Origin of the sequence: Rhodococcus wratislaviensis (assembly GCF_900455735.1) — a bacterium.
Taxonomy (GTDB): domain Bacteria; phylum Actinomycetota; class Actinomycetes; order Mycobacteriales; family Mycobacteriaceae; genus Rhodococcus_F; species Rhodococcus_F wratislaviensis.
Genome location: NZ_UAUI01000021.1, coordinates 158972 through 184194 on the forward strand (window position 1 = coordinate 158972; position 25223 = coordinate 184194).

General features: G+C 68.9%; 24 protein-coding genes. 10 read left to right on the top strand and 14 right to left on the bottom strand.

Annotation, left to right across the window (positions count from 1 at the left end):
- Positions 1–98 precede the first annotated feature (98 nt).
- From DTA22_RS22660 to DTA22_RS22680, 5 genes are read left to right on the top strand one after another with little or no spacing between them, the layout of a single operon-like run.
- A complete protein-coding gene (locus DTA22_RS22660) occupies positions 99–1667 on the top strand; it encodes a long-chain-fatty-acid--CoA ligase (RefSeq protein WP_112300962.1) in 1569 nt (522 codons plus the stop codon).
- Positions 1664–2707, top strand: coding sequence for an MBL fold metallo-hydrolase (locus DTA22_RS22665; RefSeq protein ID WP_037230783.1), 1044 nt, complete (start codon positions 1664–1666; stop codon positions 2705–2707). The genes DTA22_RS22660 and DTA22_RS22665 overlap by 4 nt, the downstream gene beginning before the upstream one ends.
- 11 nt (positions 2708–2718) lie before the next feature.
- Entirely contained in the window at positions 2719–3480 is a 762-nt protein-coding gene (locus DTA22_RS22670) for a crotonase/enoyl-CoA hydratase family protein (RefSeq protein ID WP_037230784.1), read from the top strand.
- A gap of 47 nt (positions 3481–3527) precedes the next feature.
- A complete protein-coding gene (locus DTA22_RS22675; RefSeq protein WP_037230785.1) occupies positions 3528–4406 on the top strand; it encodes a LysR family transcriptional regulator in 879 nt (292 codons plus the stop codon).
- 12 nt (positions 4407–4418) lie between these two features.
- On the top strand, positions 4419–5303 hold the full coding sequence (locus DTA22_RS22680) for a LysR family transcriptional regulator (protein ID WP_112300963.1): 885 nt from the start codon (positions 4419–4421) through the stop codon (positions 5301–5303).
- On the opposite strand, the gene DTA22_RS22685 is transcribed toward DTA22_RS22680, so the two are convergent.
- Positions 5285–6247, bottom strand: coding sequence for an NAD(P)H-dependent flavin oxidoreductase (locus DTA22_RS22685; RefSeq protein ID WP_112300964.1), 963 nt, complete (start codon positions 6245–6247; stop codon positions 5285–5287). The genes DTA22_RS22680 and DTA22_RS22685 overlap by 19 nt on opposite strands.
- A 270-nt stretch (positions 6248–6517) precedes the next feature.
- Between DTA22_RS22685 and DTA22_RS22690 the strand changes: the two genes are divergently transcribed.
- Positions 6518–7342: an enoyl-CoA hydratase/isomerase family protein gene (locus tag DTA22_RS22690; protein ID WP_112300965.1), complete on the top strand. Its 825-nt coding sequence runs from the start codon at positions 6518–6520 to the stop codon at positions 7340–7342.
- On the opposite strand, the gene DTA22_RS22695 is transcribed toward DTA22_RS22690, so the two are convergent.
- The 6 genes from DTA22_RS22695 to DTA22_RS22720 form a co-directional block, all read right to left on the bottom strand.
- Positions 7311–7970, bottom strand: a complete 660-nt coding sequence (locus DTA22_RS22695; protein ID WP_174233847.1) for a Dabb family protein — start codon at positions 7968–7970, stop codon at positions 7311–7313. The two genes, DTA22_RS22690 and DTA22_RS22695, sit on opposite strands and share 32 nt — an antisense overlap.
- Positions 7963–8316 (bottom strand): hypothetical protein, encoded by a 354-nt coding sequence (locus DTA22_RS22700; RefSeq protein ID WP_112300967.1) that lies wholly within the window; start codon positions 8314–8316, stop codon positions 7963–7965. The genes DTA22_RS22695 and DTA22_RS22700 overlap by 8 nt, the downstream gene beginning before the upstream one ends.
- Before the next feature lie 86 nt (positions 8317–8402).
- A complete protein-coding gene (locus DTA22_RS22705) occupies positions 8403–10052 on the bottom strand; it encodes a class I adenylate-forming enzyme family protein (protein ID WP_112300968.1) in 1650 nt (549 codons plus the stop codon).
- Between the two features lie 17 nt (positions 10053–10069).
- Positions 10070–10834, bottom strand: a complete 765-nt coding sequence (locus tag DTA22_RS22710) for an SDR family NAD(P)-dependent oxidoreductase (RefSeq protein WP_037230795.1) — start codon at positions 10832–10834, stop codon at positions 10070–10072.
- A 33-nt stretch (positions 10835–10867) separates the two neighbouring features.
- Complete coding sequence (locus tag DTA22_RS22715) at positions 10868–12001, bottom strand: thiolase family protein (protein WP_037230799.1); 1134 nt, start codon at positions 11999–12001, stop codon at positions 10868–10870.
- Between the two features lie 84 nt (positions 12002–12085).
- A complete protein-coding gene (locus DTA22_RS22720; RefSeq protein ID WP_037230802.1) occupies positions 12086–13414 on the bottom strand; it encodes an MFS transporter in 1329 nt (442 codons plus the stop codon).
- Positions 13415–13628: 214 nt separating this feature from the next.
- Between DTA22_RS22720 and DTA22_RS22725 the strand changes: the two genes are divergently transcribed.
- Genes DTA22_RS22725 through DTA22_RS22735 form a run of 3 tightly spaced genes read left to right on the top strand, consistent with a single transcriptional unit; the run spans position 13629 to position 16811 of the window.
- Positions 13629–14822 carry an acyl-CoA dehydrogenase family protein gene (locus DTA22_RS22725; protein ID WP_112300969.1) on the top strand — a complete coding sequence of 398 codons (1194 nt, stop codon included), beginning with the start codon at positions 13629–13631 and terminating at the stop codon, positions 14820–14822.
- Positions 14823–14839: 17 nt separating this feature from the next.
- Entirely contained in the window at positions 14840–15997 is a 1158-nt protein-coding gene (locus tag DTA22_RS22730; protein ID WP_112300970.1) for an acyl-CoA dehydrogenase family protein, read from the top strand.
- Between the two features lie 49 nt (positions 15998–16046).
- Positions 16047–16811: a trans-aconitate 2-methyltransferase gene (locus DTA22_RS22735; protein WP_112300971.1), complete on the top strand. Its 765-nt coding sequence runs from the start codon at positions 16047–16049 to the stop codon at positions 16809–16811.
- 26 nt (positions 16812–16837) lie between these two features.
- Here the strand turns inward: DTA22_RS22735 and DTA22_RS22740 are convergent, their stop codons facing one another.
- The 6 genes from DTA22_RS22740 to DTA22_RS22765 form a co-directional block, all read right to left on the bottom strand.
- Positions 16838–17779: a TAXI family TRAP transporter solute-binding subunit gene (locus DTA22_RS22740; RefSeq protein ID WP_112300972.1), complete on the bottom strand. Its 942-nt coding sequence runs from the start codon at positions 17777–17779 to the stop codon at positions 16838–16840.
- Positions 17776–19197 carry a sensor histidine kinase gene (locus DTA22_RS22745; RefSeq protein ID WP_112300973.1) on the bottom strand — a complete coding sequence of 474 codons (1422 nt, stop codon included), beginning with the start codon at positions 19195–19197 and terminating at the stop codon, positions 17776–17778. The genes DTA22_RS22740 and DTA22_RS22745 overlap by 4 nt, the downstream gene beginning before the upstream one ends.
- Before the next feature lies 1 nt (position 19198).
- Positions 19199–19858, bottom strand: coding sequence for a response regulator transcription factor (locus tag DTA22_RS22750; protein WP_037230808.1), 660 nt, complete (start codon positions 19856–19858; stop codon positions 19199–19201).
- 15 nt (positions 19859–19873) lie between these two features.
- Positions 19874–21241 (bottom strand): MFS transporter, encoded by a 1368-nt coding sequence (locus tag DTA22_RS22755; RefSeq protein ID WP_112300974.1) that lies wholly within the window; start codon positions 21239–21241, stop codon positions 19874–19876.
- Between the two features lie 138 nt (positions 21242–21379).
- A complete protein-coding gene (locus tag DTA22_RS22760; RefSeq protein ID WP_112300975.1) occupies positions 21380–22513 on the bottom strand; it encodes a CaiB/BaiF CoA transferase family protein in 1134 nt (377 codons plus the stop codon).
- The gene (locus DTA22_RS22765) at positions 22510–23682 is read right to left on the bottom strand and encodes an acyl-CoA dehydrogenase family protein (RefSeq protein WP_112300976.1); all 1173 of its coding nucleotides are present in this window, start codon (positions 23680–23682) and stop codon (positions 22510–22512) included. Before DTA22_RS22765 ends, DTA22_RS22760 begins: the two co-directional genes overlap by 4 nt.
- Positions 23683–23829: 147 nt before the next feature.
- Between DTA22_RS22765 and DTA22_RS22770 the strand changes: the two genes are divergently transcribed.
- Positions 23830–24864, top strand: coding sequence for a LacI family DNA-binding transcriptional regulator (locus tag DTA22_RS22770; protein ID WP_112300977.1), 1035 nt, complete (start codon positions 23830–23832; stop codon positions 24862–24864).
- Between the two features lie 14 nt (positions 24865–24878).
- On the opposite strand, the gene DTA22_RS22775 is transcribed toward DTA22_RS22770, so the two are convergent.
- On the bottom strand, positions 24879–25223 hold a 345-nt coding region (locus DTA22_RS22775; RefSeq protein WP_409372721.1), incomplete at its 5' end, for an AMP-binding enzyme.

The following is a 25223-nucleotide window of genomic DNA, read 5'->3' on the forward strand; positions in this document are numbered from 1 at the left end:
GGCTCTGTGACTTTGTTTCCGCACTCACACGGGTGGTCGACTGGCAGCACGCGTCACCCGATTTCCGGCGGCGGCGACGAGTCATCGAGGAGCGTGATGTGAGCGGTCTGCATCTTCCCCAGCGTGTGCGGCACCATGCCGCAGAACGGCCCGGAGCACCGGCGGTGACGTGGGGTGACACCACACTGACGTACGCGGAGCTCGACTGGCGGACCAATCGGATCGCAACCGCGCTGTCGGCGTTGACATCCGACGGCGGCCGGGTCGGGGCACTGCTCCGGATGCGCACGGACGGTGTCGAGACGTTCGTGGCCGCCGCCAAATCGGGACTCGTGTTCGTCCCGCTCAACTGGCGACTCCCCGCTGCCGAGGCCGCCGCGATCGCGGTCGATGCCGAGCTCCAGGTGCTGATCGTCGAATCCGAATTCGCTGCCGCCGCGCACGCCGTCCGCGACGCGCTCCCGAGTGTGGTCGTGGTGGTCGTGGACGCGGCCGACGGCGACGTTCTTCCGCCCGGCACCTGGACGTGGGACCGGCTGGTCACGTCGGGCACCGCCACCGATCCGGGTCTCGGGGACGACCCCGACGCGGAGGTGCTGCAGCTCTACACATCGGGCACGACGGGCTTCCCGAAGGGTGTGGTCGCGACGCATCGCAACCTGCACAACGAGCCGGAAGGCTTGCTGATCTACCGCTGGAAGCCCGGCTCGGTGGCACTCGACGCGATGCCGCTGTTCCACATCGCGGGTGCCGGCTGGTTGAGCACCTGTCTGTCGGCCGGCGTCCACGTGGTGCTGCTCGGCGCGTTCGACGCACGGGAGGTCGCCGAACTCGTCGAACGGCACCGGATCACCCACGCCTTCCTGGTTCCGTCGACCATTCAGATGCTCCTCGACGTGCCCGACCTCGAACGTTACGACGTGTCGAGCCTCGAACTGGTCGCCTACGGTTCGGCGCCGATCACCACCACTCTGCTCCGGCGAGCGATCGATCGCCTCGGCTGTGGATTCGTGCAGCGCTACGGAATGACGGAGACCACGGGCTCGGTCACCGCCCTCGCCGTCGAGGATCACGACCCGTCCGGGCACCGCGCTCACCTGCTGCGTTCCGCCGGCAAACCCATGCCCGGTGTCGAGGTCGAGATCCGGGACGTGGTGACCGGCGCCCGGCTTCCGGTGGGCGAGTCCGGGGAGATCGTGTGCCGCTCACGCAACAACGTCGCGGGCTACTGGCGGCGGCCGGACGAGACCGCGCAACTCCTCACCCACGACGGTTTCCTGCGCACCGGCGACGCCGGGCACATCGACGAGGAGGGCTATCTGTTCGTCACCGACCGGGTGAAGGACATGATCATCACGGGCGGCGAGAACGTGTACCCGATCGAGGTCGAATCGGTGCTCGCCGAGCATCCGGCGGTCGCCGAGGTTGCGGTGGTCGGCGTGCCGCACCGGACGTGGGGTGAGTCCGTGACGGCGGTCGTCCGGCTCGTCGATCCGGCGAACCAACCGGACGAGCAGGACCTGATCGCGTTCACCGCCGACCGGCTCGCGTCGTACAAGAAGCCGCGGGAGATCGTCTACGTCGCCGAACTTCCGCGAGGGGCGAGCGGCAAGATCCTCAAACGCACCCTGCGCGAACGGCTCCGCGCCACGGAGGTGTCGTCGTGATCGTCACCGAAGACGTGGGTACCGTCCAGCGCGAGGCGTGGGCGCGCGGCGTCCTGCCGCCGGTCGAACAGGTACGCCCAGGATTGTGGTCGATCCCGGTGCCGATGCCACGAAACCCGTTGCGCTACGTCCTGATCTACGCGCTCGCGCTGCCCGACGGACTCGCCCTGATCGACGTCGGCTGGGACTCCGAGGAGTCGTGGCGGGCCCTCGTCGACGGCATCGCCGAGACCGGGCACCACGTCACCGACGTCCGCTACGCCGCGATCACCCACCTGCATCCCGACCACTTCGGTCTCGCGCCCCGGCTGCGCGAGGTCAGCGGGGCCGCGCTCGCGATGCACGGCGCGGATGCCGCACTGCTCGGCCACCATTCACCGACGGACGTCGCGGAAGACGAACAGACGTGGAACACCCAGCTCGCTCAGCTCGGGGCCCCCACCGGCATCCTCGCGGCTGCCCGCGTCGATCTCGTTCGCCTCGGGGCGGGCGAGTCCATGGACGTCGTGCTCGGTGACGGCACTGCCCTGGACCTGCCCGGCTGGGATCTGCGGGCGGTCTGGACCCCCGGGCACACTCCGGGTCATCTGACTTTCGTCGACGACGCCCACGGGCTGATGTTCAGCGGCGACCACATGTTGCCCCGCATCAGTCCGAACATCTCCACGGTCCCCGGCGAGCTGGAGAACCCGCTGCATCGCTATCTGCTGTCGCTGCACGCCACCACCTCGATGCCCGACGGTGAGGTGCTGCCCGCCCACGAGTACCGCTTCCGGGGGATCGCCGACCGCGCCCGGCAGCTGATGGACCATCACGAGGAACGGTTCGCCGAGATCGTCGACGCGCTGGGCGTGCGCCCGGAATCGACGGCGTGGGAGATCTCGCAACACATCTCGTGGTCGCGGCCGTTCGACTCCATGTCCGACCGCCTGCTCCGCCTCGCGGTCCGCGAAACCCATGCCCACCTGCTCGTTCTGGCCGACCGCGGGAGCATCCGCTCACTCGGCGGGCACCCCGAACGCTGGACCCCGACACCGTAAGGAAGACACCCATGAGTGTGGTTCTCACCGAATTCTCCGATGGCGTCGCCGTCATCACCCTGAACCGGCCGGAGGCGAAGAACGCCGTCGACCTCGAGGTCGCCAAAGCGCTCGCCGCCGCGATCGACGAGTTCGAGGCGCGGCCCGACCTGACGATCGCGATCCTCACCGGCGCCGGGGGAACGTTCTGCGCGGGCATGGATCTGAAGGCGTTCACCCGCGGGGAGCGGCCGTCGCTGCCCGGCCGCGGCTTCGGTGGGATCACGGAGGCCCCGCCGACGAAGCCGCTGATCGCCGCGGTCGAGGGATGGGCGCTGGCCGGCGGCTGCGAACTGGCACTGTCGGCCGATCTGATCGTCGCCGCCCGCGACGCCAAGTTCGGCATCCCCGAGGTCAAGCGGGGGCTCGCCGCCGCCGCAGGCGGTCTGCTGCGACTGCCGAAGGTGCTGCCGTACCCGATCGCGATGGAAATGGCGATCACCGGCGATCCCCTCACCGCCGAGGTCGCGCACGCGCACGGACTCGTCAACCGGCTCACCGAGCCCGGGCAGGCTCTCGCCGCCGCCCGCGAACTGGCGGCACGGGTCGCCGCCAACGGTCCCCTCGCCGTGCGCGCCACCAAGCAGGTCGTCGCGATGTCCGCCAACTACACCGACCCCGACGCGTTCGCCGGGCAGCGCCGCTTCCTCGATCCGGTGTTCGCGTCCGAGGACGCCCAGGAGGGTGCGCGCGCCTTCGCGGAGAAGCGCCCACCGGTGTGGCGTGGCCGCTAGCGGCATGATCGGCACAGCCCGCATCACGGCTTCCGTACGATGACCGCGTGGACCTGCATCTCGTCACCTACTTCGTCGCGGTAGTCGATCACGGCGGGATCACCAGGGCCGCGCAGTCCCTCTACATCTCGCAACCGTCGCTTTCGCAGGCGATTCGCACACTCGAACGCCGCCTCGGTGTCACGCTGTTCGACCGCACCGGGCGGCGTCTCGAGCTGACCGAGGACGGCCGCACCCTCGACGTCGCCGCCCGGCGCATCCTCGCCGACGTCGAGCGGGCCAAGGCCAAGGTCGCCGCGGTGCGCGAACTCGTGTCCGGCCGTGTCGACGTCGTCACCTACGCGGCGTTCTCGATCGATCCGATCGTCGACCTGGTGCGCCGGTTCCGTGAGCAGTACCCCCGCGTGACGGTCCGCATCATCGACGCCGACGGCCCCACCGGCGTCCTCGGCGCCCTGCGCCGCGGCGAGGCCGAACTCGGGGTGATCGACCTGTCCGTCGACCACAGTGCGCTGCGCTCGGTTCCCATCGGCGATCAGGAGCTGGTACTCGCCCTGCCCGGTGCCCTCGCCGAGACCCTTCCCGATCCGGTGCCCCGCTCGGCCGTCCGCACCATTCCGCTCGTTCAGGATCTCGGGGACAAGAGTGACGCGGCGCTGATCACCGACCTCGTCGGTGAGCCCGCGAATGTCGTCATCGACTGCACCCACCCGGGCGCCACGTGGGAGCTGGTGATGCGCGGCGCCGCGGCCACCGTCCTCCCCCGCCTGGTCGCCGAGGAGCAGTTGCGCGGGGTCTCGATCCGGTCGATGACACCGAAACTGACCCGCCCCGTCGGCCTCGTGCAGCGGTCCGGACCGGGATCACCGGCGGCCTCGGCGTTCGTCGCGATCGCGCAGGCCACCCGAACACCGGCACCCGAGTGAGGAACTGAGCACATGGAGTTGCGTCAGGTCGAGTACTTTCTCGCCGTTGTGGAACACGAGGGCATCAACGGGGCCGCCGCGTCGCTCGGCGTCGCACAGCCCACCATCTCGCAGGCTTTGCGCGGGCTCGAGCGGGAACTGGGTGTGCAGTTGTTCCACCGCATCGGCCGGGGCATGGTGCTCAGCGCCGCCGGGCGCAGCATGGTCGGGCCGAGCAGGCAGATCCTCCGCGACGTCACCGCCGTCGAGGACCTCCTCGCCACCTCCGACGGGGCACTCGCCGGCCGACTGGACATCATGGCCTTTCCGGCGTTGGCGATCGGGCCCCTCGTCGACCTCGTCACCGAATTCCGGCGGGCCCACCCGAATGTGACGGTCCGGTTGGGTGAACTGAAAGACGAGGCGCAGGCCGGGTCGCTGATCGAGGACGGCCACTGCGAATTCGTGGTGGCGCACCTCCCGCTCGACGACGCCCGCCTGGACGTCGTCGAACTCGGCGAACAGGAGTACTGGCTCGTGTACCCGCCTGGCACCGACCTGCCGGAAGGTCCCGTTCCGCTCGCAGCGCTCCCCGACATCCCGATGGTCTTCGTCCCCCGCGGCCACTCCGTCGCCAACGAGATCGAGGAATCGATCCGTCATGCCGGGGCACGCCCCATCCTCGCGGCGCTGTCGGATCACCGCGAGGCGCGACTTCCCCTGGTACTCGCGGGAATCGGCGGAACCCTGCTGGAACGGTCGATCGCGGAGGCGGCCCGGGACCGCGCGGTGGTCCGCCGCGCGGAGCCGACGATTGCCCGCACCTTCGGGATCGCATTCGATCCCGACATGCTCTCCCCCGTCGGCCACGCGTTCGTCGAACTCGTGCGGGCAGAAGGCTACAGCGCGAGCAGGTAGTTCTTGGCCGCGGCGTACTCCGCGACCAGGCGGTCGACGAGTTCCGCCGTCGGTTGCACGGAGCGCACGGTGCCGATCCCCTGTCCGGATCCCCAGATGTCGCGCCATGCCTTCGTTTTGGCGGTTCCGCCGCGGAAGCTCATCGCGGACGGGTCCGATACGGCGAGGTCGTGCGGGTCGAGGCCGGCGGCCTCGATGCTGCCGCGCAGGTAGTTGCCGTGCACGCCGGTGAACAGGTTGGAGTAGACGATGTCGGACGCGGTGGAGTCGACGATCATCTGCTTGTACCGCTGGTCCGCGTTGGCCTCCTCGGTGGCGATGAACGCGGAGCCGATGTAGGCGAGGTCGGCGCCTGCGGCCTGCGCGGCGAGGACCGAGCGGCCGTGGGCGATGGACCCCGACAACAGGACCGGTCCGTCGAACCACTCGCGGATCTCCTGGATCAACGCGAACGGCGACAGGGTGCCCGCGTGTCCGCCGGCGCCGGCCGCGACGGCGATGAGGCCGTCGGCGCCCTTCTCCACGGCCTTCTTCGCGAACTTGTTGTTGATGACGTCGTGGAGAACGATGCCGCCGTAGCTGTGGATGGCCTCGTTGACGTCGGCGCGGGCGCCGAGGGACGTGATGACGATCGGGACCTCGAACTCGACGATGGTCGCGAGGTCCTCGTCGAGGCGGTCGTTGCTCTTGTGGATGATCAGGTTGACCGCGTAGGGCGCGGACGGTGTCTCGGGGTGGTTGGCGTCGTGCTTGGCGAGGGCTTCGGTGATGCGGGTGAGCCATTCGCGCAAGACGGGCTGCGGGCGGGCATTCAGGGAGGGGAAGGAGCCGACGATCCCCGACGTGCACTGGGCGATCACCAATTCGGGACCCGAGACGAGGAACATCGGGGAGGCGACGGCCGGCAGGCGCAGGCGATCGGACAGGACGGGTGGTAGAGACATCGGTTCTCCTGATGAGGGGGAGTCTTCTGATGCAAGCACTTCCAGTTCCCGAACAGTTCAGCACGCGCGCTGGGCGCGGACAAAGACACATCGCTGATGGTCCGATTAATCGGAACCTATGACGCTCGGCGGCAACCATAGGTTTCACCTCATCCGGTGTATCCCAGAACGACCTTGCGACGGAACGTCCCCGGTGATCGACTGGCTGGGCGGCACGGCGTCGACCACTCCGGCGTTCGCCGAGAACCGCGCCGACGTCTGGAGCCGCGTATGAGCATCGAATCCGTCACCCCGACCACAGACACCGAATCCGCCGAACGCGACGTTCTGATCAGCCGGGACGGTGCGGTCGCGACGATCACCCTGAACCGTCCCACACGGCGCAACGCCATGACCCTCGACTCGTGGATCGCGTTGCGCGAGGCACTCGGCGAACTCGCCCTCGACGACACCACCCGCGTCGTGGTCCTCACCGGCGCCGGCAGCGACTTCTGCACTGGCGCGGACCTCGACAAGCGCACACCCATGCACCCGCTGAACCGCATGCGTCAGATCAACGCGACGGCGCTGGCAGTGGCCGAGTTCCCCAAGCCGCTGATCGCGAAGGTTCGCGGCTACGCCGTGGGAGCCGGCTGGAACCTGGCGCTGCTGTGTGATCTGCTCATCGCCTCGCGCGACGCGCAGTTCAGCCAGATCTTCGCCAAGCGCGGCCTGTCGGTGGATTTCGGCGGTTCGTGGCTCCTGCCGCGCATGGTGGGCCTGCACCGCGCGAAACGTCTGGTCATGCTCGCCGAGATGATCGACGCCGAGCAGGCGGATGCGCTGGGACTGGTCAGCGAGCTCGTCGAGCCGCACGAACTGGACGCCACCGTCACCCAATTCGCCACCCGTCTCGCGGCAGCGCCGACGGTGGCCGTCATGCAGTCGACGCGGCTGATCGAGGACAGCACGACGTCGTCGCTGCGGGACGCACTCGAGAACGAGGCGCGTTCGCAAGCGGTCAATTTCGCAACCGACGCGCCCGCCGCGCTACGCGCATTCGTGGAGAAGCGTCCCCCTGCGTTCAGCGGGGAGTGGCAGGTGCCGCAACCGTGATGGTCGGGCCGTCGATCGCACAGAAGCTGTGGCAGAGCCGAGTGACGATCCGCGGCCCGCGTTCGGGATCGAACCACCGATCTATGTGCGCCCAGTGATAGGGATGTGTCATATACGGCCCGAGTAGCCCGTCCAGGTTCGCGTACTCCTGCTCCCAGACATGGGTCCACCTCGCGGAACCGGCCGATTCGTGCACCCGGCTCAGCTGCGAGGTCCCGATCGTGCGGATATGGTCCGGCATCGCCCGCGTCTCGGATTCGAACCGCTCCACTACCTCCGGGTCGACCGAATCGTCCACTGAGACAAGCAGCGTCCGGTAGACGGTCGGCTCGACATGACGTCGGGCGGGAGTGGGCACACCCGCGTAGCCGACGCTGTCGATGTGCGCGATCTCGGGCGCGCACAGCTGTGCGGTGATGTCTGGTTCGACGGCGCGCCAGTGGCATTCGTCGTCGAAGTGGAGGTGCGCGATCACGTCGCCGCCGTTGATTACGCCGGGCAGGGTCGGTTTCACGAGAACGCGCCGAGCCCGGGGAACAGCGACCTCGCGCAGCCTGCCGGCCAACGTCGCACCGGTGGAGGCATCCGCGTCGTCGGCGAGGTGAACGAGCTTGGTCACCTTAAACATCGGTCATCGCCTCCACATCCGCCGACGAGCAGGAGACGGTGCGGCGCCGGGTGGTGAGGACCTCGTCCGCGTCGGCCCACCAGCGAAGCACCTCCGCATCGTGGCGTGCGAGAAGACTCTGATGCCACCATGCGCGAGCACCCCGCAGAGTCCAGCTGACGGTCAGGGTGTTCGACTGGTCCTCCAGCCACACCGGCGGGGAGACGAGCACGCGGTCCAGCGTCAGGCCACGCGCAGTCGCCCCGGGCGCATAACGCTCCAGGTAGGCGGCGAGAAACGCGCGAGCCCGCCCGGGCTCGACCACCATCTCGTCGACGATGTACACGATCGACTCGGCCGGTGCCATCTGCGCTCCCTTCTTCCCCCGACCAGGACGGTAGGGGGAAGAAGGGCGCGCCTCACAGAGTTGCGTCCACCCAGCGGGAGAAGACGCTAGGTCGCCGCGGTCGCGAGTTGCTCACGCAGCTTCGTCTTGAGGATCTTCCCGGCCGCCGATGTCGGTAGCTGCTCGACCACCACGACGTCGCGTACCTTCTTGTACGGCAGCACCCGCTCGGCGACGTACGCGGACACCGCATCCGGATCGATCGTCACGTCCGGCATCGGCACCACGAACGCCACCGGCTCCTGACCGACGCTGCCGGCCTCCCTGCCGACGACGGCGGCCGAGGACACGTCCGGGTGCGAGACCAGAATCTCCTCGAGCTCACGCGGATACACGTTGTAGCCCTTGTAGATCAGCATGTCCTTGGTGCGGTCGCAGATGAACAGGTACCCGTCCTCGTCCAGGTAGGCGATGTCGCCGGTGTCGAGCCAGCCGTCGACGTACTGCTGCGCCGTGATCTCCGGATGATTCAGGTAGCCGTCCGTGACCTGCGGGCCGCGGACCCACAACTTGCCGCGGGTGCCGGCCTCCAATACGGCACCGGAGTCGTCCTGGGCGCGGATCTGCACCTCGGTGTCGAACACCGGCAGCCCCACGCTGCCGAGCTTGTACGCGACGGAGCCGGTCAACGGTGCGGAGGCGACCAGGCAGGTGCCCTCGGTCAGCCCGTACCCCTCGACCACGCTCGCCGACGGGAAGGCTCGGCCCAGCGCCTCGAGCGTCACGTGATCGATCGGTGCGGCACCCGAGGAGACGACCCGCACCGAGTCGGTGTCCCGGGCCGCGGCGTCGGGGTGGGTGGCGACGGCATGCCACATCGCCGGGCTGCCGGTGATGTATGTGGCGCGGTGCGTTTCGATCAATTCCAGCATGCGGCCGGGCTCGAACCGTCCGGCGAACACCTGCGTCGCCCCGCACAGCAGGAGGAACGACATGTTGATCAGCGCGTGGGCGTGGAACAGCGGCGACACGACGACGGTCGCTCCGGCGCCGGGCACCACCCCGCGGTCCCCGAGACTCTCGACGGGGCGCAGTTCGATTCCGCCGTCGGCGGTGGCGCGCACCTCGTGGCCCGCCCGCCAAGCGATCATCTGCGTCACGTTGGCGAGGACGTTGCGGTGCAGCACCCGCACACCTTTGGACAACCCGGTGGTGCCGCCCGTGTAGGCGAGGTGGGCCACATCGTCCCCGGACACCTTCGGGGTGGACGGCGCGGTGGCGTACCCGCGGACGAACTCCTCGAACCCGAACTGACCGCGACCTGCGCCTGCGGGGAGTCCGGCCACCACGATCGTGCGGACGGTGGTGCCGCTCGCCGCCTCGGTGAGGGTGTCCAGTTGCCCGGGCTGGGTGACGGCGGCGACCGCCGCCGTGTCGACGATCTGCGAGCGCAGGCCGGGGCCGGGCTGCAGCGGGTTGACCAGGGTGACGGTCGCGCCTGCCCGCAGTGCGCCGTAGTAGGCCACGACGAATTCGATGCAGTTGCCGAGGTGCAGAAGCACCACGTCGCGTTCGGTCACCCCCGCGTCCCGCAGTGCGGCGGCGAACGCGCCCGACCGTTGGTCGAGTTCGCGGTAGGTGCACACCGTCTCGCCGTCGACCACTGCGGCCTTGTCTCCGTACAGGCCCGCCATGCCGGACGGGAACGCCGCCAACGTCAGGTCGGGGTAATGCAGTACCGGTGCAGCAGAATTCACGTTGGGTCCCTTACTCGTCAGCGAGGTGCCATGCGGATGGCACCGTCCAGGCGGATGGTCTCGCCGTTGAGGTAGCCGTTCTCGAGGATCTGGCAGGCGAGTTGCCCGAACTCGCTGGGCTTGCCCAGACGCGACGGGCCCGGCACGGACTTCTCCAGCGACGCACGCACGTCGTCGCGCAACCGGGCGAGGAGCGGGGTGTCCATGATTCCCGGGGCGATCGTGCACACCCGGATGTTGCGGCTGGCGAGGTCGCGGGCCGCGGTGACCGTCATGCCCACGATCCCGGCCTTCGATGCGGTGTAGTTGATCTGGCCGATCTGGCCTTCGAAGGCGGCGACCGACGCCGTCAGCACGACGGCGCCGCGCTCTCCGTCGATCTCCTCCTGCCGCGCCATCCGTTCCGCCCCGAGGCGCAGGGCGTTGAACGAGCCCACGAGGTTGAGCCGGATCACGAACTCGAAGTCCTCGACGGAGCCTGCCTTGCCGTCGGAGTCGAGGATACGCATCCGACGTCCGGCCCCGGCGCAGTGCACGATGCCGCGCAGGCCACCGCGGTCGTCGGCGACGTCGAGGGCGGCCGCGAACTGCTCGGAATCGGTGACGTCGGCGGGAGCGAACTGGGCGGCGCTGCCCAATTCCTTCGCTGCCGCCTCACCGTCGGAGTTCGGAAGGTCGATGAGCGTGACCTGAGCGCCTGCGTCGACGAGGCGGCGTGCCGTCGCGAGACCGAGACCGGACGCGCCGCCGGTGACCGCGGTCGAGATTCCCTTGAGTTCCATCGTGCGGGTGTCCCTTCGAAAAGTGTTGTCGGATCAGAGAAGTTCGAGAATGGTGGCGTTGGCGAGGCCGCCCGCCTCGCACATGGTCTGCAGCCCGTACCGAATGCCGTTGTCCCGCATGTGGTGGACGAGTCGGGTCATGAGGATCGCCCCGGAACCGCCGAGCGGGTGACCGACCGCGATGGCGCCGCCGAGCGGGTTCAGCCGGTCCGTCGCGGCGCCGGTCTCCGCCTGCCACGCCAGCGGGACCGGAGCGAACGCCTCGTTCACCTCGAACGCGCCGATGTCGTCGATCTTCAGTCCGGAGCGGGTCAGTGCCTTCTCCGTCGCGGCGATGGGTCCGGTCAGCATGATCACCGGGTCGTCGCCGGCGACGGCGCAGGTGTGGATGCGGGCCATCGGGGTCAGACCGAGTTGCGCGGCCTTCTCGCTCGTCGTGACGAGCAGTGCACCGGCGCCGTCGGAAATCTGCGAGGAGTTGCCGGCGTGGATCACACCGTCCTCCTTGAAGACGGTCTTCAACTTGCCGAGAGACTCGAGCGTGCCGCCGCGGCGGATCCCCTCGTCGCCGGCGAGGACGTCGGAGAGCGGTGCGAGTTGTCCGTCGAACGCGCCCCGGTCCGCGGCGTGCGCCGCGAGTTCGTGGGAGCGCAGCGAGTACTCGTCCAGCACCTGACGGGAGAGCCCCCACTTCGCGGCCATCATCTCGGCGCCGGTGCCCTGGCTGAACCCGTCGACGCCGTACCGGTCGAGGACGGCGGCCGGGAAGTGCTCGCCGTTCTTGCTCGCACTGCCCATGGGAACCCGGCTCATGGACTCCACACCACCGGCGACGACGACGTCCTCGTGTCCGGCGATGACGGCGGCGGCGGCGAAGCTCACGGCCTGCTGGCTCGATCCGCACGCCCGGGTGAGGGTGGTACCCGGAACGGTCTCCGGCCAGCCGGCGGCGAGCACGGCGGTGCGGGCGACGTTGCCTGCCTGCTCGCCCACCTGGCTGACACAGCCCCAGACGACGTCACCGATCTCCTCCGGGGAGAGACCGGTACGCGCCACGAGGGCCTCGAGGACGTGTGCCGACAAATTTGCGGGGTGGATTCCGGACAGGGAACCGCCACGCCGCCCGATGGGCGTGCGGACGGCGTCGACGATCACTGCATCGCGCATGGTGTGTTCCTTCGATCTGAGGGGGTCACTCGAATCAATCACGGGCGATGTCGTCAGCACAACGACTTTCGGCCGATCACAGGGTTAGTTCGTGCCTATGCCCGCGGCGTCGCCCCGGACCAGCTTCTTGTCGCGCTCGGGGTTCGCGAAGACCAGCGCACCGACGGCGCACACGGCGGCGACGAGTCCGAGTGCCTGGAACGCGGTGGCATAGCCCGCGGCGGGTGAGGCCGCCGCGTCGACGATCAGACCCGTCGCATAGGGGGCGACGAGGCCACCGATCGCCATGACGGCGAGGAAGACGCCCAGGGTGCCCGCAGTCTGGCGGGGCGGGCAGATCTCCGAGATCGCCGCGTTGAGCAGCGGGAACACCGATGCGGCGAAGCCGTAGCCGACGGAGACGACGAGGACGGCGATACCCGGTGCGGTGATGGACGGGAGTGCCAGCAGGATCGCTCCGCAGATCAGCACCCCGACGGCGGGGACGATGACGCGGACGACGCGAGAGGTCGAGCCGCGTGCGAGGAGACGGTCACCGATCACCGACGAGAGCAGCATCAGGATCAACCCGGCGATGCTCGGGAACGCGAACATGGAGCCGGCCTGCAGGCGGCTGTATCCGAGGCCCACCTCGAAGTACGAGGGCAGCCACGTCAGGACCACGGCAACCAGTGCGTACACGCTCATGACGAGGAACGCACCGCTGATGAACGTGCGGGTCCGGAAGATACGACCCCACGGCACCGCCGGTTCGACCACTTCACCGGCAGCGGCGGAATCGGCGCCCTTGCCGCTGCGAATGTACGGGCCCTCGCTCCAGACGGTCAGCCACACGACGCACCACACCACCCCGATGGCCGCCAGCGCGACCAGCGCGTAGCGCCATCCGAACGTGACGGTCACGAATGCGAGAGCAGGTGCGACGGCGATCTTGGCGATGGACGCGGCACCGGCGAGCAGGGCGCTCGGCAGTCCGCGCTTGGCGGGCGCGTGCCACGAGTACGCCGCCGTGTGGAGCAGGGCGGAACTCGGACCCTCCGCGAGCCCGAGGAGCAGGCGGCTGACCAGCAGCACCGCGAACGACGCGACGACCACGAGCGGGAGTACCGCGACGGACCAGGCGATCGCGAGCAGCAGCAGCGCCCACCGCAGCGACATCCAGCGGTTGAGCGCACCGGCGAAGAACCCGCCGACGGTGAAGGTCAGGAAGAAGAGGCTTCCCACCAGCCCGATCTGCGAGGCGCTCAGCCCCAGCTCGTGGGCGAGGGGTTGGGCGATGATGCCGAGGACGGCCTTGTCGGCGTAGTTGACGACGTAGAGCAGCACGAGGAGCGCGGTCAGGCCCCAAGCGCGGCTGCGGGACTCGGAACCGGCGGCGACGGTCCGGTCGAGGAGGGCAGTGGAGCGGGTCACGGGGTGATCCCTTCGGAGAGCGTGGTGGCGTGGGTCACAGTGTCACGGTTCATTCAACGGACCGGGATGCCCGCGATCAATACGCACTCGGCGAAGGCACCGGCTACGTCTGCCTATGAGTCGGCAGAGGAGCCTCGCGTGCATTGGAGTGCGCTATCCGACCGATAGCCGAACGCCCCTAGCCGGGCCCCCGTGAATCGGGCATTCTCATCCCATGAGCCGCCTCGCCCAGACTCTCGATCTGACCGAGTTCCAGACCGAGATCGTCGACACCGTGCGCACCTTCGTCGATCGCGAAATAATTCCGGCCGCACAGGAACTCGAACACTCCGACACCTACCCTCAGGCCATCGTCGACAAGATGCGCGAGATGGGCCTGTTCGGGCTGATGATCCCGGAGGAGTACGGCGGCCTGGGCGAATCCCTGCTCACGTACGCGCTGTGCGTCGAGGAACTCGCCCGTGGCTGGATGAGTGTGTCGGGTGTGATCAACACCCACTTCATCGTCGCGTACATGATCCGTCAGCACGGCACCGATGCCCAGAAGAACCACTACCTGCCGAGGATGGCGACCGGTGAGGTGCGTGGCGCGTTCTCGATGTCCGAGCCCGAGCTGGGGTCCGACGTCGCCGCGATCCGCACCCGGGCCAAGCGCGACGCCGACGGCAACTACGTGATCGACGGGCAGAAGATGTGGCTCACCAACGGCGGCAGCTCGACGCTCGTCGCCGCACTGGTGCGCACCGAGGAGGGCGCCGCCAAGCCGCACGCCAACCTCACCACCTTCCTCATCGAGAAGCCCGCCGGTTTCGGCGAGGTCCTCCCCGGCCTCACCATCCCGGGGAAGATCGACAAGATGGGCTACAAGGGCATCGACACCACCGAGCTCCTGTTCGACAACTATCGCGCGGCGGCCGGCGACGTCCTCGGCGGAACCCCCGGTCGCGGGTTCTCCCAGATGATGGACGGCGTCGAGGTCGGCCGGGTCAACGTCTCCGCCCGCGCGTGCGGTGTGGCGATCCGGGCATTCGAGCTGGCCGCCCGATATGCGCAGCAACGCAGCACGTTCGGCAAGCCGATCGCCGAACACCAGGCCGTCGCGTTCAGCCTCGCCGAGATGGCGACGAAAGTGGAAGCCGCGCATCTGATGATGGTCAACGCGGCCCGCCTCAAGGACTCCGGTGAACGCAACGACGTCGCCGCCGGCATGGCCAAGTACCTCGCCAGCGAGTACTGCTCCGAGGTGACGCAGGCCAGCTTCCGCATCCACGGCGGCTACGGCTACTCGAAGGAGTACGAGATCGAGCGCCTGATGCGCGAGGCACCGTTCCTTCTGATCGGCGAGGGCACCAGCGAGATTCAGAAGATGATCATCAGCAAGGGCGTACTACGCAGTTACGCACTGTAATACGAAGGAGAAAACCCGTGCAGCGTACGGTGTTCAACGAAGATCACGACGCGTTCCGGAAGACGATCCGCGACTTCATCGCCAAGGAAGTCGCTCCCGTCCACCACGAGTGGGAGGGCGAAGGGCATCCCCCGCGCGACTTCTACCGGCGCCTCGGGGAGCTCGGCGTCCTCGGCATCCAGGTGCCGGAGGAATTCGGCGGCGGCGGCGAGAAGAGTTTCAAGTTCGCCGCGGTGGTCGGCGAGGAGACGGCGGCCGCCGGCGTCACGTTCGGCAGCTACTCCGTGCACACCAACCTGATCCTGCCGTACCTGCTCGAGTACGCGAACGACGAGCAGAAGCAGCGGTGGCTCCCCGGCTTCGCGTCCGGCGACATCATGTTCGCCATCGCGATGACCGAGCCGGGCACCGGTTCGGACCTCGCGAACATCACGACGTCGGCCAAGCTGTCCGCGGACGGGTCCCATTACGTGCTGAACGGTGCGAAGACGTTCATCACCGGTGGTGCGCTCGCCGACCGGATCCTGGTGGTGTGCCGCACCGCGCCCAGCACCCCCGAGGACCGCCGGGCCGGTCTCACCATCCTCGTCGTCGACACGACGTCCGAGGGTTTCGCGGTGGGTCGCAAGATCGAGAAGATCGGCCTGAAGGCCTCGGACACCGCCGAACTGTCCTTCACCGACGTGAAGGTGCCCGTGGCGGACCGCCTCGGCGACGAGGGTGCCGGATTCAGCTACCTCACCCACAACCTCGCCCAGGAACGCCTCTCCATCGCGCTCGGCGGGTCGGCCACCGCGGCCGCGGCGCTGCAGCACGCGATCGCGTACGTCAAGGAGCGCAAGGTGTTCGGCAAGCCCGTCGCGGCGTTCCAGAACACCAAGTTCGTGCTCGCCGAGTGCGCCACCGAGGTCGAGGCGATTCAGCTGATGGCCGACCGCGCGCTCGAACTGCACGACGCCGGCGAACTCACGGTCGCGGATGCCGCGAAGGCGAAGCTGTTCTGCACCGAGGCCGCGGGCCGGGTCATCGACAAGTGCCTGCAACTGCACGGCGGGTACGGCTACATCCTCGAGTACCCCATCGCGCGGCTCTACGCGGACACCCGCGTCTCCCGCATCTACGGCGGCACGAGCGAGGTCATGAAGACGATCATCGCGAAGGATCTCGGCCTCTGACCCCACACACCAACAGTATGGGCGTACTGTTTCAGGCGAGGAGGATGACATGTGGGATCCGGACAAGTACCTCGCCTTCGCGGACCATCGCGGGCGCCCGTTCTACGAGTTGCTGTCGCGAGTCGACGCGCGGTCACCGCGCCGCGTCGTCGACCTCGGCTGCGGCCCGGGAAACCTGACCGTCAGCCTGGCCGAACGATGGCCGGACGCCGTCCTCGAGGCGTCCGACAGCTCACCCGAGATGGTCGAGGCCGCGCGTGAACGCGGCCTCGACGCCGGCAGGCAGGACGTGCGCGACTGGACGCCGAAGCCCGACACGGACGTCGTCATCTCCAATGCCGCCCTGCAGTGGGTGCCCGAACACCGGGAGTTGTTGCGTCGCTGGCCGACCCAACTCCCGTCGGGGGCGTGGGTCGCGGTGCAGGTTCCCGGCAACTTCGACGCGCCGTCGCACACGATCGTCCGGGACCTCGCCAGGAGCGAACGGTGGTCCGGGTCGCTGCCGGACGTGCCGTTCCGCGAGAGCAAGGTCGTCGACGATCCCACCGGGTACGCCGGTCTGCTCGCCGACGCCGGGTGCGCCGTCGACGCGTGGGAAACCACGTACGTGCAGCAACTGACCGGAGAAGACCCGGTTCTGGAGTGGATCACCGGCACCGCGCTCCGCCCCGTCAAGGACGCCCTCTCGGCGCCGGAGTGGGACCGATTCCGCGAAGAGCTCGTCCCGCTCCTCGACGAGGCATACCCCCGGCGACCGGACGGCAGCACGTTCTTCCCGTTCCGGCGCATCTTCGTCGTCGCCCAGGTGCAGTGATCGACCAGGTGCAGTGATCGACCGGCTCAGCCGTGGTGCCTTCGGTACGCCGCGGCCGCTCCGGGGTGCAGCGGCACCCCCGCGGTGACGATCAGCGACTGCCGGTCCAGGAACTGGCTGCCGGTCGCCTGATCCGGCACCAGTTCCGCCGCGTGGTCGATGAGCACCTCGACGATGGCGCCGGCGGCGCTGTCCGAGACGGCGGGATCGGCGAGCAGCAGGTTGGCGAGACCGATCGTCGCGACCGACGTCTGCTGTCCGTACGTGCCGGGCGGAATCAGCACCGGCTCGTAGCGCGGGCCGAACCGCTCCCGCAGCAACTCCAGTTCGGCGGACAGGTCGAGCAGTCGCAGCGGGATCCCGAGATCCGCGAACGACGGCGTGGGCACTCCGCCGGCCCACAGAACCGCGTCGACGGTGCCGTCACGCAGCGCCTGCCCCGCATCGGTCATCGACAGGTGCAGACGCGTCACGTCCCCCGGACCGGCCAGGCCCAGCACCTCGAGGATCCGTTCGCCCGTGAGCTCCGCACCGGAGCCGGTGGCACCCAGGCTGATTCGGGCGCCTCTCAGCTGCGACGTGTCCGTGATCCCGGAATCGGCGCGCACCGCGAGCTGCATGTAGTTCTCGTACACCTTGCCGATGGCGGTGAATCGGGCGCCTGCGTCCAGAGCCGACACGGCGGCGTCGGCGAGGCTCAGTGCCAGTTCCGCGTCTCCGGACGCCAGCGCCGCCAGATTGTCCATCGACCCCGCCGTGCGGACCGGGACGATGCTCACCGGCAATGCGGCACGCTCCGCGGCCTCGGCCGTCAATTGGGCGAACTCCCAGAAGAATCCACCCTCCTCACCGGCGGCGAGTCGCAGCGGATCGCGACCGTTGTCCGAGCACGCGGCGAGCACCGACCCCGTGGCCGCGGTCGTGCCCGCGGCGACGACGCCGCGCAGAAGTGCACGTCGCGTGATCACGGCGACACCGCCGGTTCCGGAAGTATCAGCGTCACCCGGAGCCCGTGTGGCTGCTCCGCGGCGATCGTCAGCGCCCCACCGCCGCCCTCGACGAGCGCGGTCGCGATAGACAGCCCGAGCCCGGTGCCCTGGTGCGCCGCCGCGGACCCGCGGAAGAAGCGCGACGACAGTTTGCCGATCTCGTCCTCGCGCACCCCGACCCCGTCGTCGCTCACCCGGATCTCGATTCCCGCGGCGGACCTTCCGGTGTCGATCCGGACCGTCGACCCTCGACCGGCGTAGGCGTGCGCGTTGCTGAGCAGGACGTCCAGGACCTGCGACAGGTGGCTGGACCGGAAGTCGGCGACCAGCGGTTCGGCCGGTTCCCGGAGCACGAGGTCCATCCCCGAGTCCCCGAGGGCCTCCGTCCAGGCGTCGGCGCGGTCCGCGAGGACTGCACCGACGTCGCATCCTCCGTGCGCGGACTCGTCCTCGGCGGATTCCGCGGGCGATTCGGCGACGGCCAGCGCCAGCAGTCCGTCGAGGATCCCGCCGAGCCGATCGACCTCCATCCCGGTCCGGCGGTACGTTTCGGCCCCGGCCTCGGAGACGTGCGGGCCGAGGGAATCCAACCGGATGTGCAGGGCCGCGAGGGGGTTTCGGAGCTGATGGGCGGTGTCGGCGATCAGCTGCCGCTGCGCCTGACCGGACGCCCGGACGGCGCCCGACATGGTGTCGAACGCCCTCGCGAGTTCCTGGACCTCGGGTGGCCCGCTGTAGCTGCCGGACGGCCGGCCGGTGCTGCGACGCACCCGCGGACGCGGCGACGGGACGGCGTCCGTGAGGGCACCGACCCTGGCCGTGAGCGCCCCGAGCGGACGAACGGTCCACCGGGACAGCGCGATCGCGACAGCGGTGACCGCCGCCAGCGCGGCGAGTGCCCCCGCGACGATCACCAGCCACGACGTCCGGATGGACTCACGTGCGGCGCGGGTGGACACGTCCAGGACGACGGCACCGTCCACCTGTGCTCCGGTGCCGACGGGCACGGCCGACAGGACACGGTCCGCCGACCACGGTGTCAGCGAACCGCTGATCCCCAGCTTCTGATTGCGCAGTCCCGCCGTGATCGCCGCCGCGACGTCGGAGTCGTCCGGCGACAGTCCGGCGCCCGCGCGGAGGTTGCCCCGGGCGTCGACGATGAGAACGCCTTCCCCGTACAACTCGTGGTAACGGGCCACCTCCTCCCGCAGCAGGGTGGTACTCCCGGGGGCCTGGGTCTGTCCGGCGAGGCTGGCGAAATGCGTCGCGTCCGCCTCCCTGCTCAGCCGCAGGGCCTGGGTTCTCCCGGCACTGGTGGCCAGCGCCAGCGGGACGGCGAATGCCACCACCGCGACGGCCGCGAACACCAGCAGTACGGCGAGCACACGGCGGCCCACGTCAGGCGCCCCAGCGGTAGCCGTACCCGCGGATGGTCGAGATGAGCCCCGGGCGGCCCAGTTTCGCGCGCAGCCCGGTCATGTGCACGTCGAGGGTGCGTGAGATCGCCACATATGCGTCGCCCCACACGGCATCCATCAACTGCTGTCGGCTCACTGCGGCGCCGGGACGGGTGACGAGTACCTCGAGAAGCTCGAACTCCTTGGCCGTCAACGCCACCGGAGCCCCGCCGACCTCCACTTCGCGTGCCGCCAGATCGACCACCACATCGCCTTCGGTGACCGTCTGCGCAGCCGAGGCCGCGGTCGCGCGGCGGCGCTGCGTCACGACGTCGAGCCGCGCCAGCAATTCCGCGAGCCGCGCCGGTTTGACGAGGTAGTCGTCGGCCCCGCCGCGCAACCCCCGCACCACCGACCGTTCGTCGTCGCGTGCCGTGAGGATCACCACCGGAACGTCGCTGACGGCCCGCAGCTGCCGAAGCACCTGCAGGCCGTCCGCGTCGGGGAGACCGAGGTCGAGGATCACCGCGTCCATACCGCGATGGCCGAGAAGGAGATCGGAGCCGCGCCGCATGCGCACCGCCTCGTGGCCGTGGGTGGCCAGTGCTTCCACGAGTGCGTCGCCGACTCCGTCGTCGTCCTCGACCACCGCGATCTGCACTTCTCTTCCCTTCGATCAGCTCCGCGCGTCGACCAGCTCGACGTCGTCGTCCGGGGTGTCCTCCCGGTTGGACGTCCGGTCGAGCGGCGAACCGTCCGAAGTCTCACGCATGAAGAAGTAGACGACGAGCGAGATCGCGATACACCCGGTCACGTAGTAGAAGAATAGCGATTCGTGCCCGGCCCGCTTCAGGGCGAGGGCGACGGTCTCGACCGTTCCGCCGAAGATCGCCAGCGTGAGGGCGTACGGCAGCCCGACCCCGAGCGCGCGAACCTTCGTCGGGAACAGTTCGGTCTTCACGATCGCGTTCACCGACGTGTATCCGGTGACGACGATCAGTCCCAGCATCATCAGTGCGAACGCCGCGATGGGGTTCGTCGTGGTCCCGAGCACGGTCATCAGCGGCACGGTGAGGACGGTTCCGCCGATCCCGAAGAAGATCAGCAGCTTCCGGCGGCCGATGCGGTCGGACAGTGCGCCGCCGATCGGCTGCAACACGATGAACACCAGCAGGGCCGCGAAGTTGATCCACGCCACCGTGTCCTTGGAGATGCCGGACGTGTTGATCATGTACTTCTGCATGTACGTGGTGTACGTGTAGAACGCCACGCAACCACCGAGCGTCAGGGCGCACACCAGCAGGCACTCGCGGGGGTACTGCAGCAGCATCCGGAGCGAACCTTCCTTCGGCGCATCGTCCGACGTGTCGGTGTCACGCTTCGCCTCCACCTCGTCGGTGAACGCCTCCGACTCGTCCATCGTGCGTCGGAGCCACATCACCGCGACGGCGCCGGCGGCGCCGATCAGGAACGGGATCCGCCAGCCCCACGACTGCATGGCCTCCGCAGGCAGCGTCAGCTGCAGGATGATCTGCACACCCAGCGCGATCAGCTGCCCGGCGACGAGCGTGACGTACTGGAAGCTCGAGTAGAACCCGCGCCGGCCCGGCGACGCGACCTCGGCCAGGTACGTGGCGCTGGTGGCGTACTCGCCGCCGACCGACAGTCCCTGCAGCATCCGGGCGATCACCAGCAGCACCGGTGCGACGAGCCCGATGCTCGCGTAGGACGGCGTGACGGCGATGACGAGCGAACCCGCCGCCATCACGGTCACCGACAGGGTGAGCGCCGATCGGCGTCCGTGCCGGTCGGCGTACCGTCCCATGATCCAGCCGCCGATCGGCCGCATGAGGAACCCGACCGCGAAAACGGCTGCCGTGGAAAGCAGCTGCGCTGTGGTGTCGCCTTCCGGGAAGAACTCCTTCGCGAAGTACACACTGAACGCCGCGTAGACATACCAGTCGTACCATTCGATCAGGTTGCCGACCGAACCCTTCAAAACATTGCCGATGACTCGGCGCTCACCCGTCGATGTTGTGCTCACGCGGGACTCCTCTCGATGCCCTGGATCTCTGCGTTCACACCACAGTGGGTCACGTCACATCGATACGGAAGGGCCGCGGAGCGTTCCTAACACTCCCTTAGGGAAGAGCCCCCGTGAGTACTTATTAACCGCGGGACGTTAACAAGTACTCACGGCTGGGGTGTCCTCGCCGAGCCGCGGCGGCGCGCTGCGATAGCTCGCCGGGGTGGCGCTGAGCCGGATCGGGTTCGCCACCTGACGCACGGGCCGGTCCCGGCGGGGATCGTCGATCTCGACCACCGGATTCAGCCCGAGCCGCTCGGCGAGCGCCACGGCGTCGGCGATGTCGTTGAGCGGACCGCACGGGACACCCTGTGCGGTCAGCTTCTCGAACCACTCGTCCGCCGAGCCCGCGGACAACGCCTCGGTGATGTCCTTGACCAATTCCTCGCGGTGCGCCACCCGTTGCGTGTTGGTTGCGTACCGCTCGTCGTCGGCGAGTTCGGGAACACCGAGAACCTCGACGAGAGAAGCGAACTGACGGTTGTTCCCCACCGCCAGCACCAGCGGACGGTCGCCGGTCCGGAAGACCTCGTACGGCGCGATGCTGGGGTGCCGGTTGCCCATCGCCTGCGGGACCACTCCGGCGCCCACATACCCCGACGTCTGGTTCGCGAGGGCCGACAGCAGCGACGACAGCAGATTCACCTCGACCCGCTGTCCCTCCCCGGTGCGATCACGGTGACGCAGCGCCGCCAGGATCCCGACCGCGGCGTGCAGTCCGGTGATGATGTCGACGACGGCCACCCCGACCTTCGTCGGAACGCCGGGTTCGGGACCGGTGACGCTCATCAACCCGCCGACGGCCTGGATGAGCAGGTCGTATCCGGGCAGGTTGTTCTGGCCACCGAACCCGGTCACGGAGCAGTAGACGACGTCGGGATTGATCTCCCGTACGGCGTCGTAGCCGAGCCCGAGCCGGTCCATCGTGCCGGGAAGGAAGTTCTCGACCACCACGTCCGCCCGGGCGGCCAGTTCCCGCGCCTGCTGCAGGTCGCCGGGGTCGCGCAGATCCCAGGCGAAGGACCGCTTGTTGCGATTGACGGACTGGAAGTAGGTGGATTCGTCACCCACCCACGGTGGCCCCCACTGCCGGGTGTCGTCGCCGACGCCGGCGCGCTCGATCTTGACGACGTCGGCACCGAGATCGGCGAGCAGCATCGTGGCGTACGGCCCGGCGAGCACCCGTCCGAAGTCGGCGATCAGCAGGCCGTCCAGGGCTGCACTTCTCACCGGAACGCTGCCTCGCCCGTCAGCGCCTTGCCGATCACGAGCTGGTGCACCTCGGACGTTCCCTCGTAGGTGAGCACGGACTCGAGGTTGTTGGCGTGGCGGATCACGGGGTATTCCAGCGTGATTCCGTTGGCACCGAGGATGGTGCGGCACTCGCGGGCGATGGCGATGGCCTCGCGGACGTTGTTCAGCTTGCCCGTGCTGACCTGCTCGGGACGTGCCACGCCGCGGTCCTTCAGCCGTCCGAGGTGGTACGCGAGCAGGTGGCCCTTACCGACCTCGAGGGCCATGTCGGCGATCTTGACCTGCGTGATCTGGTAGGCGGCGAGCGACTTGTCGAAGACCTGACGGTCCTGCGCGTAGGAGATGGCCGATTCCAGGCAGTCGCGGGCGGCGCCGATCGCGCCGAAGATGATGCCGAACCGGGCCTCGTTGAGGCAGCCGAGCGGACCGGACAGTCCCTTGGCCTCCGGCAGCATCGCGGATTCGGGCAGTCTGACGTCCTCGAGCACGAGTTCCGAGGTGACGGACGCCCGCAGTGACATCTTGTGCTTGATCTCGGGCGCCGAGAAGCCGGGGGTGGCGGTGGGGACGACGAATCCGCGGATGCCGTCGTCGGTGCGTGCCCACACGACCGCGACGTCGGCGACGGATCCGTTGGTGATCCACATCTTGGTGCCGTTGAGGATCCAGTCGTCACCGTCCCGCTTGGCGTTGGTGCGCATGCCTGCGGGGTTGGAGCCGAAGTCGGGTTCGGTCAGACCGAAGCAGCCGATCGCCTTGCCGGCGGCCATGCGGGGCAGCCATTCCTGCTTCTGGTCTTCGCTGCCGTAGTGGTGGATCGCGTACATGGCCAGCGAGCCCTGGACGGACACGAGGCTGCGGATGCCGGAGTCGACGGCCTCGAGTTCGAGGCAGGCCAGGCCGTAGGCGGTGGCGCTCATGCCGGCGCAGCCGTACCCCTCGAGGTGCATGCCGAGCACGCCGAGTTCGCCCAGTCCTTCCGCCAGCTCACGCACGGGCAGTGCCGCCGCTTCGAACCATTCGCCGATGTGGGGCCGGATCTTCTCGTCCGAGAATCGGCGCACGGTGTCGCGGATCGCGATCTCCTCGGTGTCGAGCAGCGAGTCGAGGGCGAACAGCTGGGTCAGGGACTGCGGGTCGGACATTGTTCCTCCACGGGGCCGGTGGGGCTGGTGTGCAAACGTTCGCGAGAACGATTGCACGAACGATTTCGTCACGTAGACTAAGGCGCGTTCCGGCGGCCGTCAACCATGAGGCCCGCCGGCCCCCGTCCCCGAGCGCGAGGATTGCCCGTGAACCTGCCGGACCGCCCGACACGCACCTCCGGGCGTCCGCCGACCCTCCGCGAGATCGCCGAACGCGCCGGCGTCCACGTGTCGACGGCGTCGCGGGTGCTCCGTCAGCCCGAACCCGCCGACGGCTGGTCCGAGGCAGCGCTGCGGGTGCGCGAGGTGGCGGTGGAACTCGGCTACCAGCCCAACCTGTGGGCCGCGAGCCTGCGGACCCGGAAGACCACCACCCTCGGCGTCGTCATGCCGCGACTCACCGACGGGGTGGTCGCGACCATGTTCCAGGGCATCGAGGAGACGGCCACGCAGGCCGGCTACTCGGTGTTGCTGTCGAGCCCGCCCGACGATCTCGACGCCCAGCGCCGCGCCATCGAGTTCCTCGTCAGCAGGCAGGTCGACGGCCTGCTGCTCAGCAGCCTGCACAGTCCCGGCCGCGAGTTCGTCGACTCGCTGTCGGTGGGGGCGCTGCCGATGCTGCAGCTCAACCGGCACGCCGACGTCGGTCTGCCGTTCGTGTCCGGTGACGACCACCGGGGCGGCTACCTCGCCGGACGCCATCTCCTCGACCGCGGCTTCACCGAGGTCGCCGTCATCACCGGCCCCGACCACGCGAGCACGTCCCGCGACCGTCTCGCCGGTTTCCGCGACGCGCTGGCCGAGAACGGCATCGAACTCCGACCCGATCGCGTCGTCCGCTCCGACTTCGACGTGTCCGGCGGTGTCGCCGCGGCCACCGTTCTCCTGGAATCGGATTCGCGCCCCGAGGCGATCTTCACCGTCAGCGACACCATCGCGATCGGCGTCCTCGGCGTCGCCCGGGATCTCGGACTGCGGATCCCCGAAGACCTCGCGCTCGTCGGGTACAACGACATTCCGGTGGTCGCCCAGCTGCCGGTGCCGCTGACGACCGTCCGGTCACCCGCCCGCCTGATCGGCGCGACCGGTGTGCGTCATCTCCTGTCGATCATCGCGGGCAACGACGTGGAATCGGTGAAGCTCCCGGTCGAGTTGATCGAGCGGGCGTCGACCCGGCGCTGAGGTCGCGCCCACGATCAGAGTGTCGCCCGCAGTTCGCGCTTGAGCAGCTTCCCGCTCTGGTTCCGGGGCAGCTCGTCCACGAACACCACCTGCTTGGGAACCTTGAACGGCGCGATGCGCTCCTTGACGTGGGCGATCAACCCGTCCGGTGTCACGCCGGCCGCGTCCTCCCGCAGCACCACCACCGCGGTGATCGCCTCGATCCACTTGTCGTCCGGCGTCCCGATGACGGCCACCTCGGCCACATCCGGATGCGTGTAGACGGCGTCCTCGACCTCCCGCGACGCCACCAGGATGCCGCCGGTGTTGATGACGTCCTTGATGCGGTCGACGACGGTGATGTACCCCTCCGGGTCCCG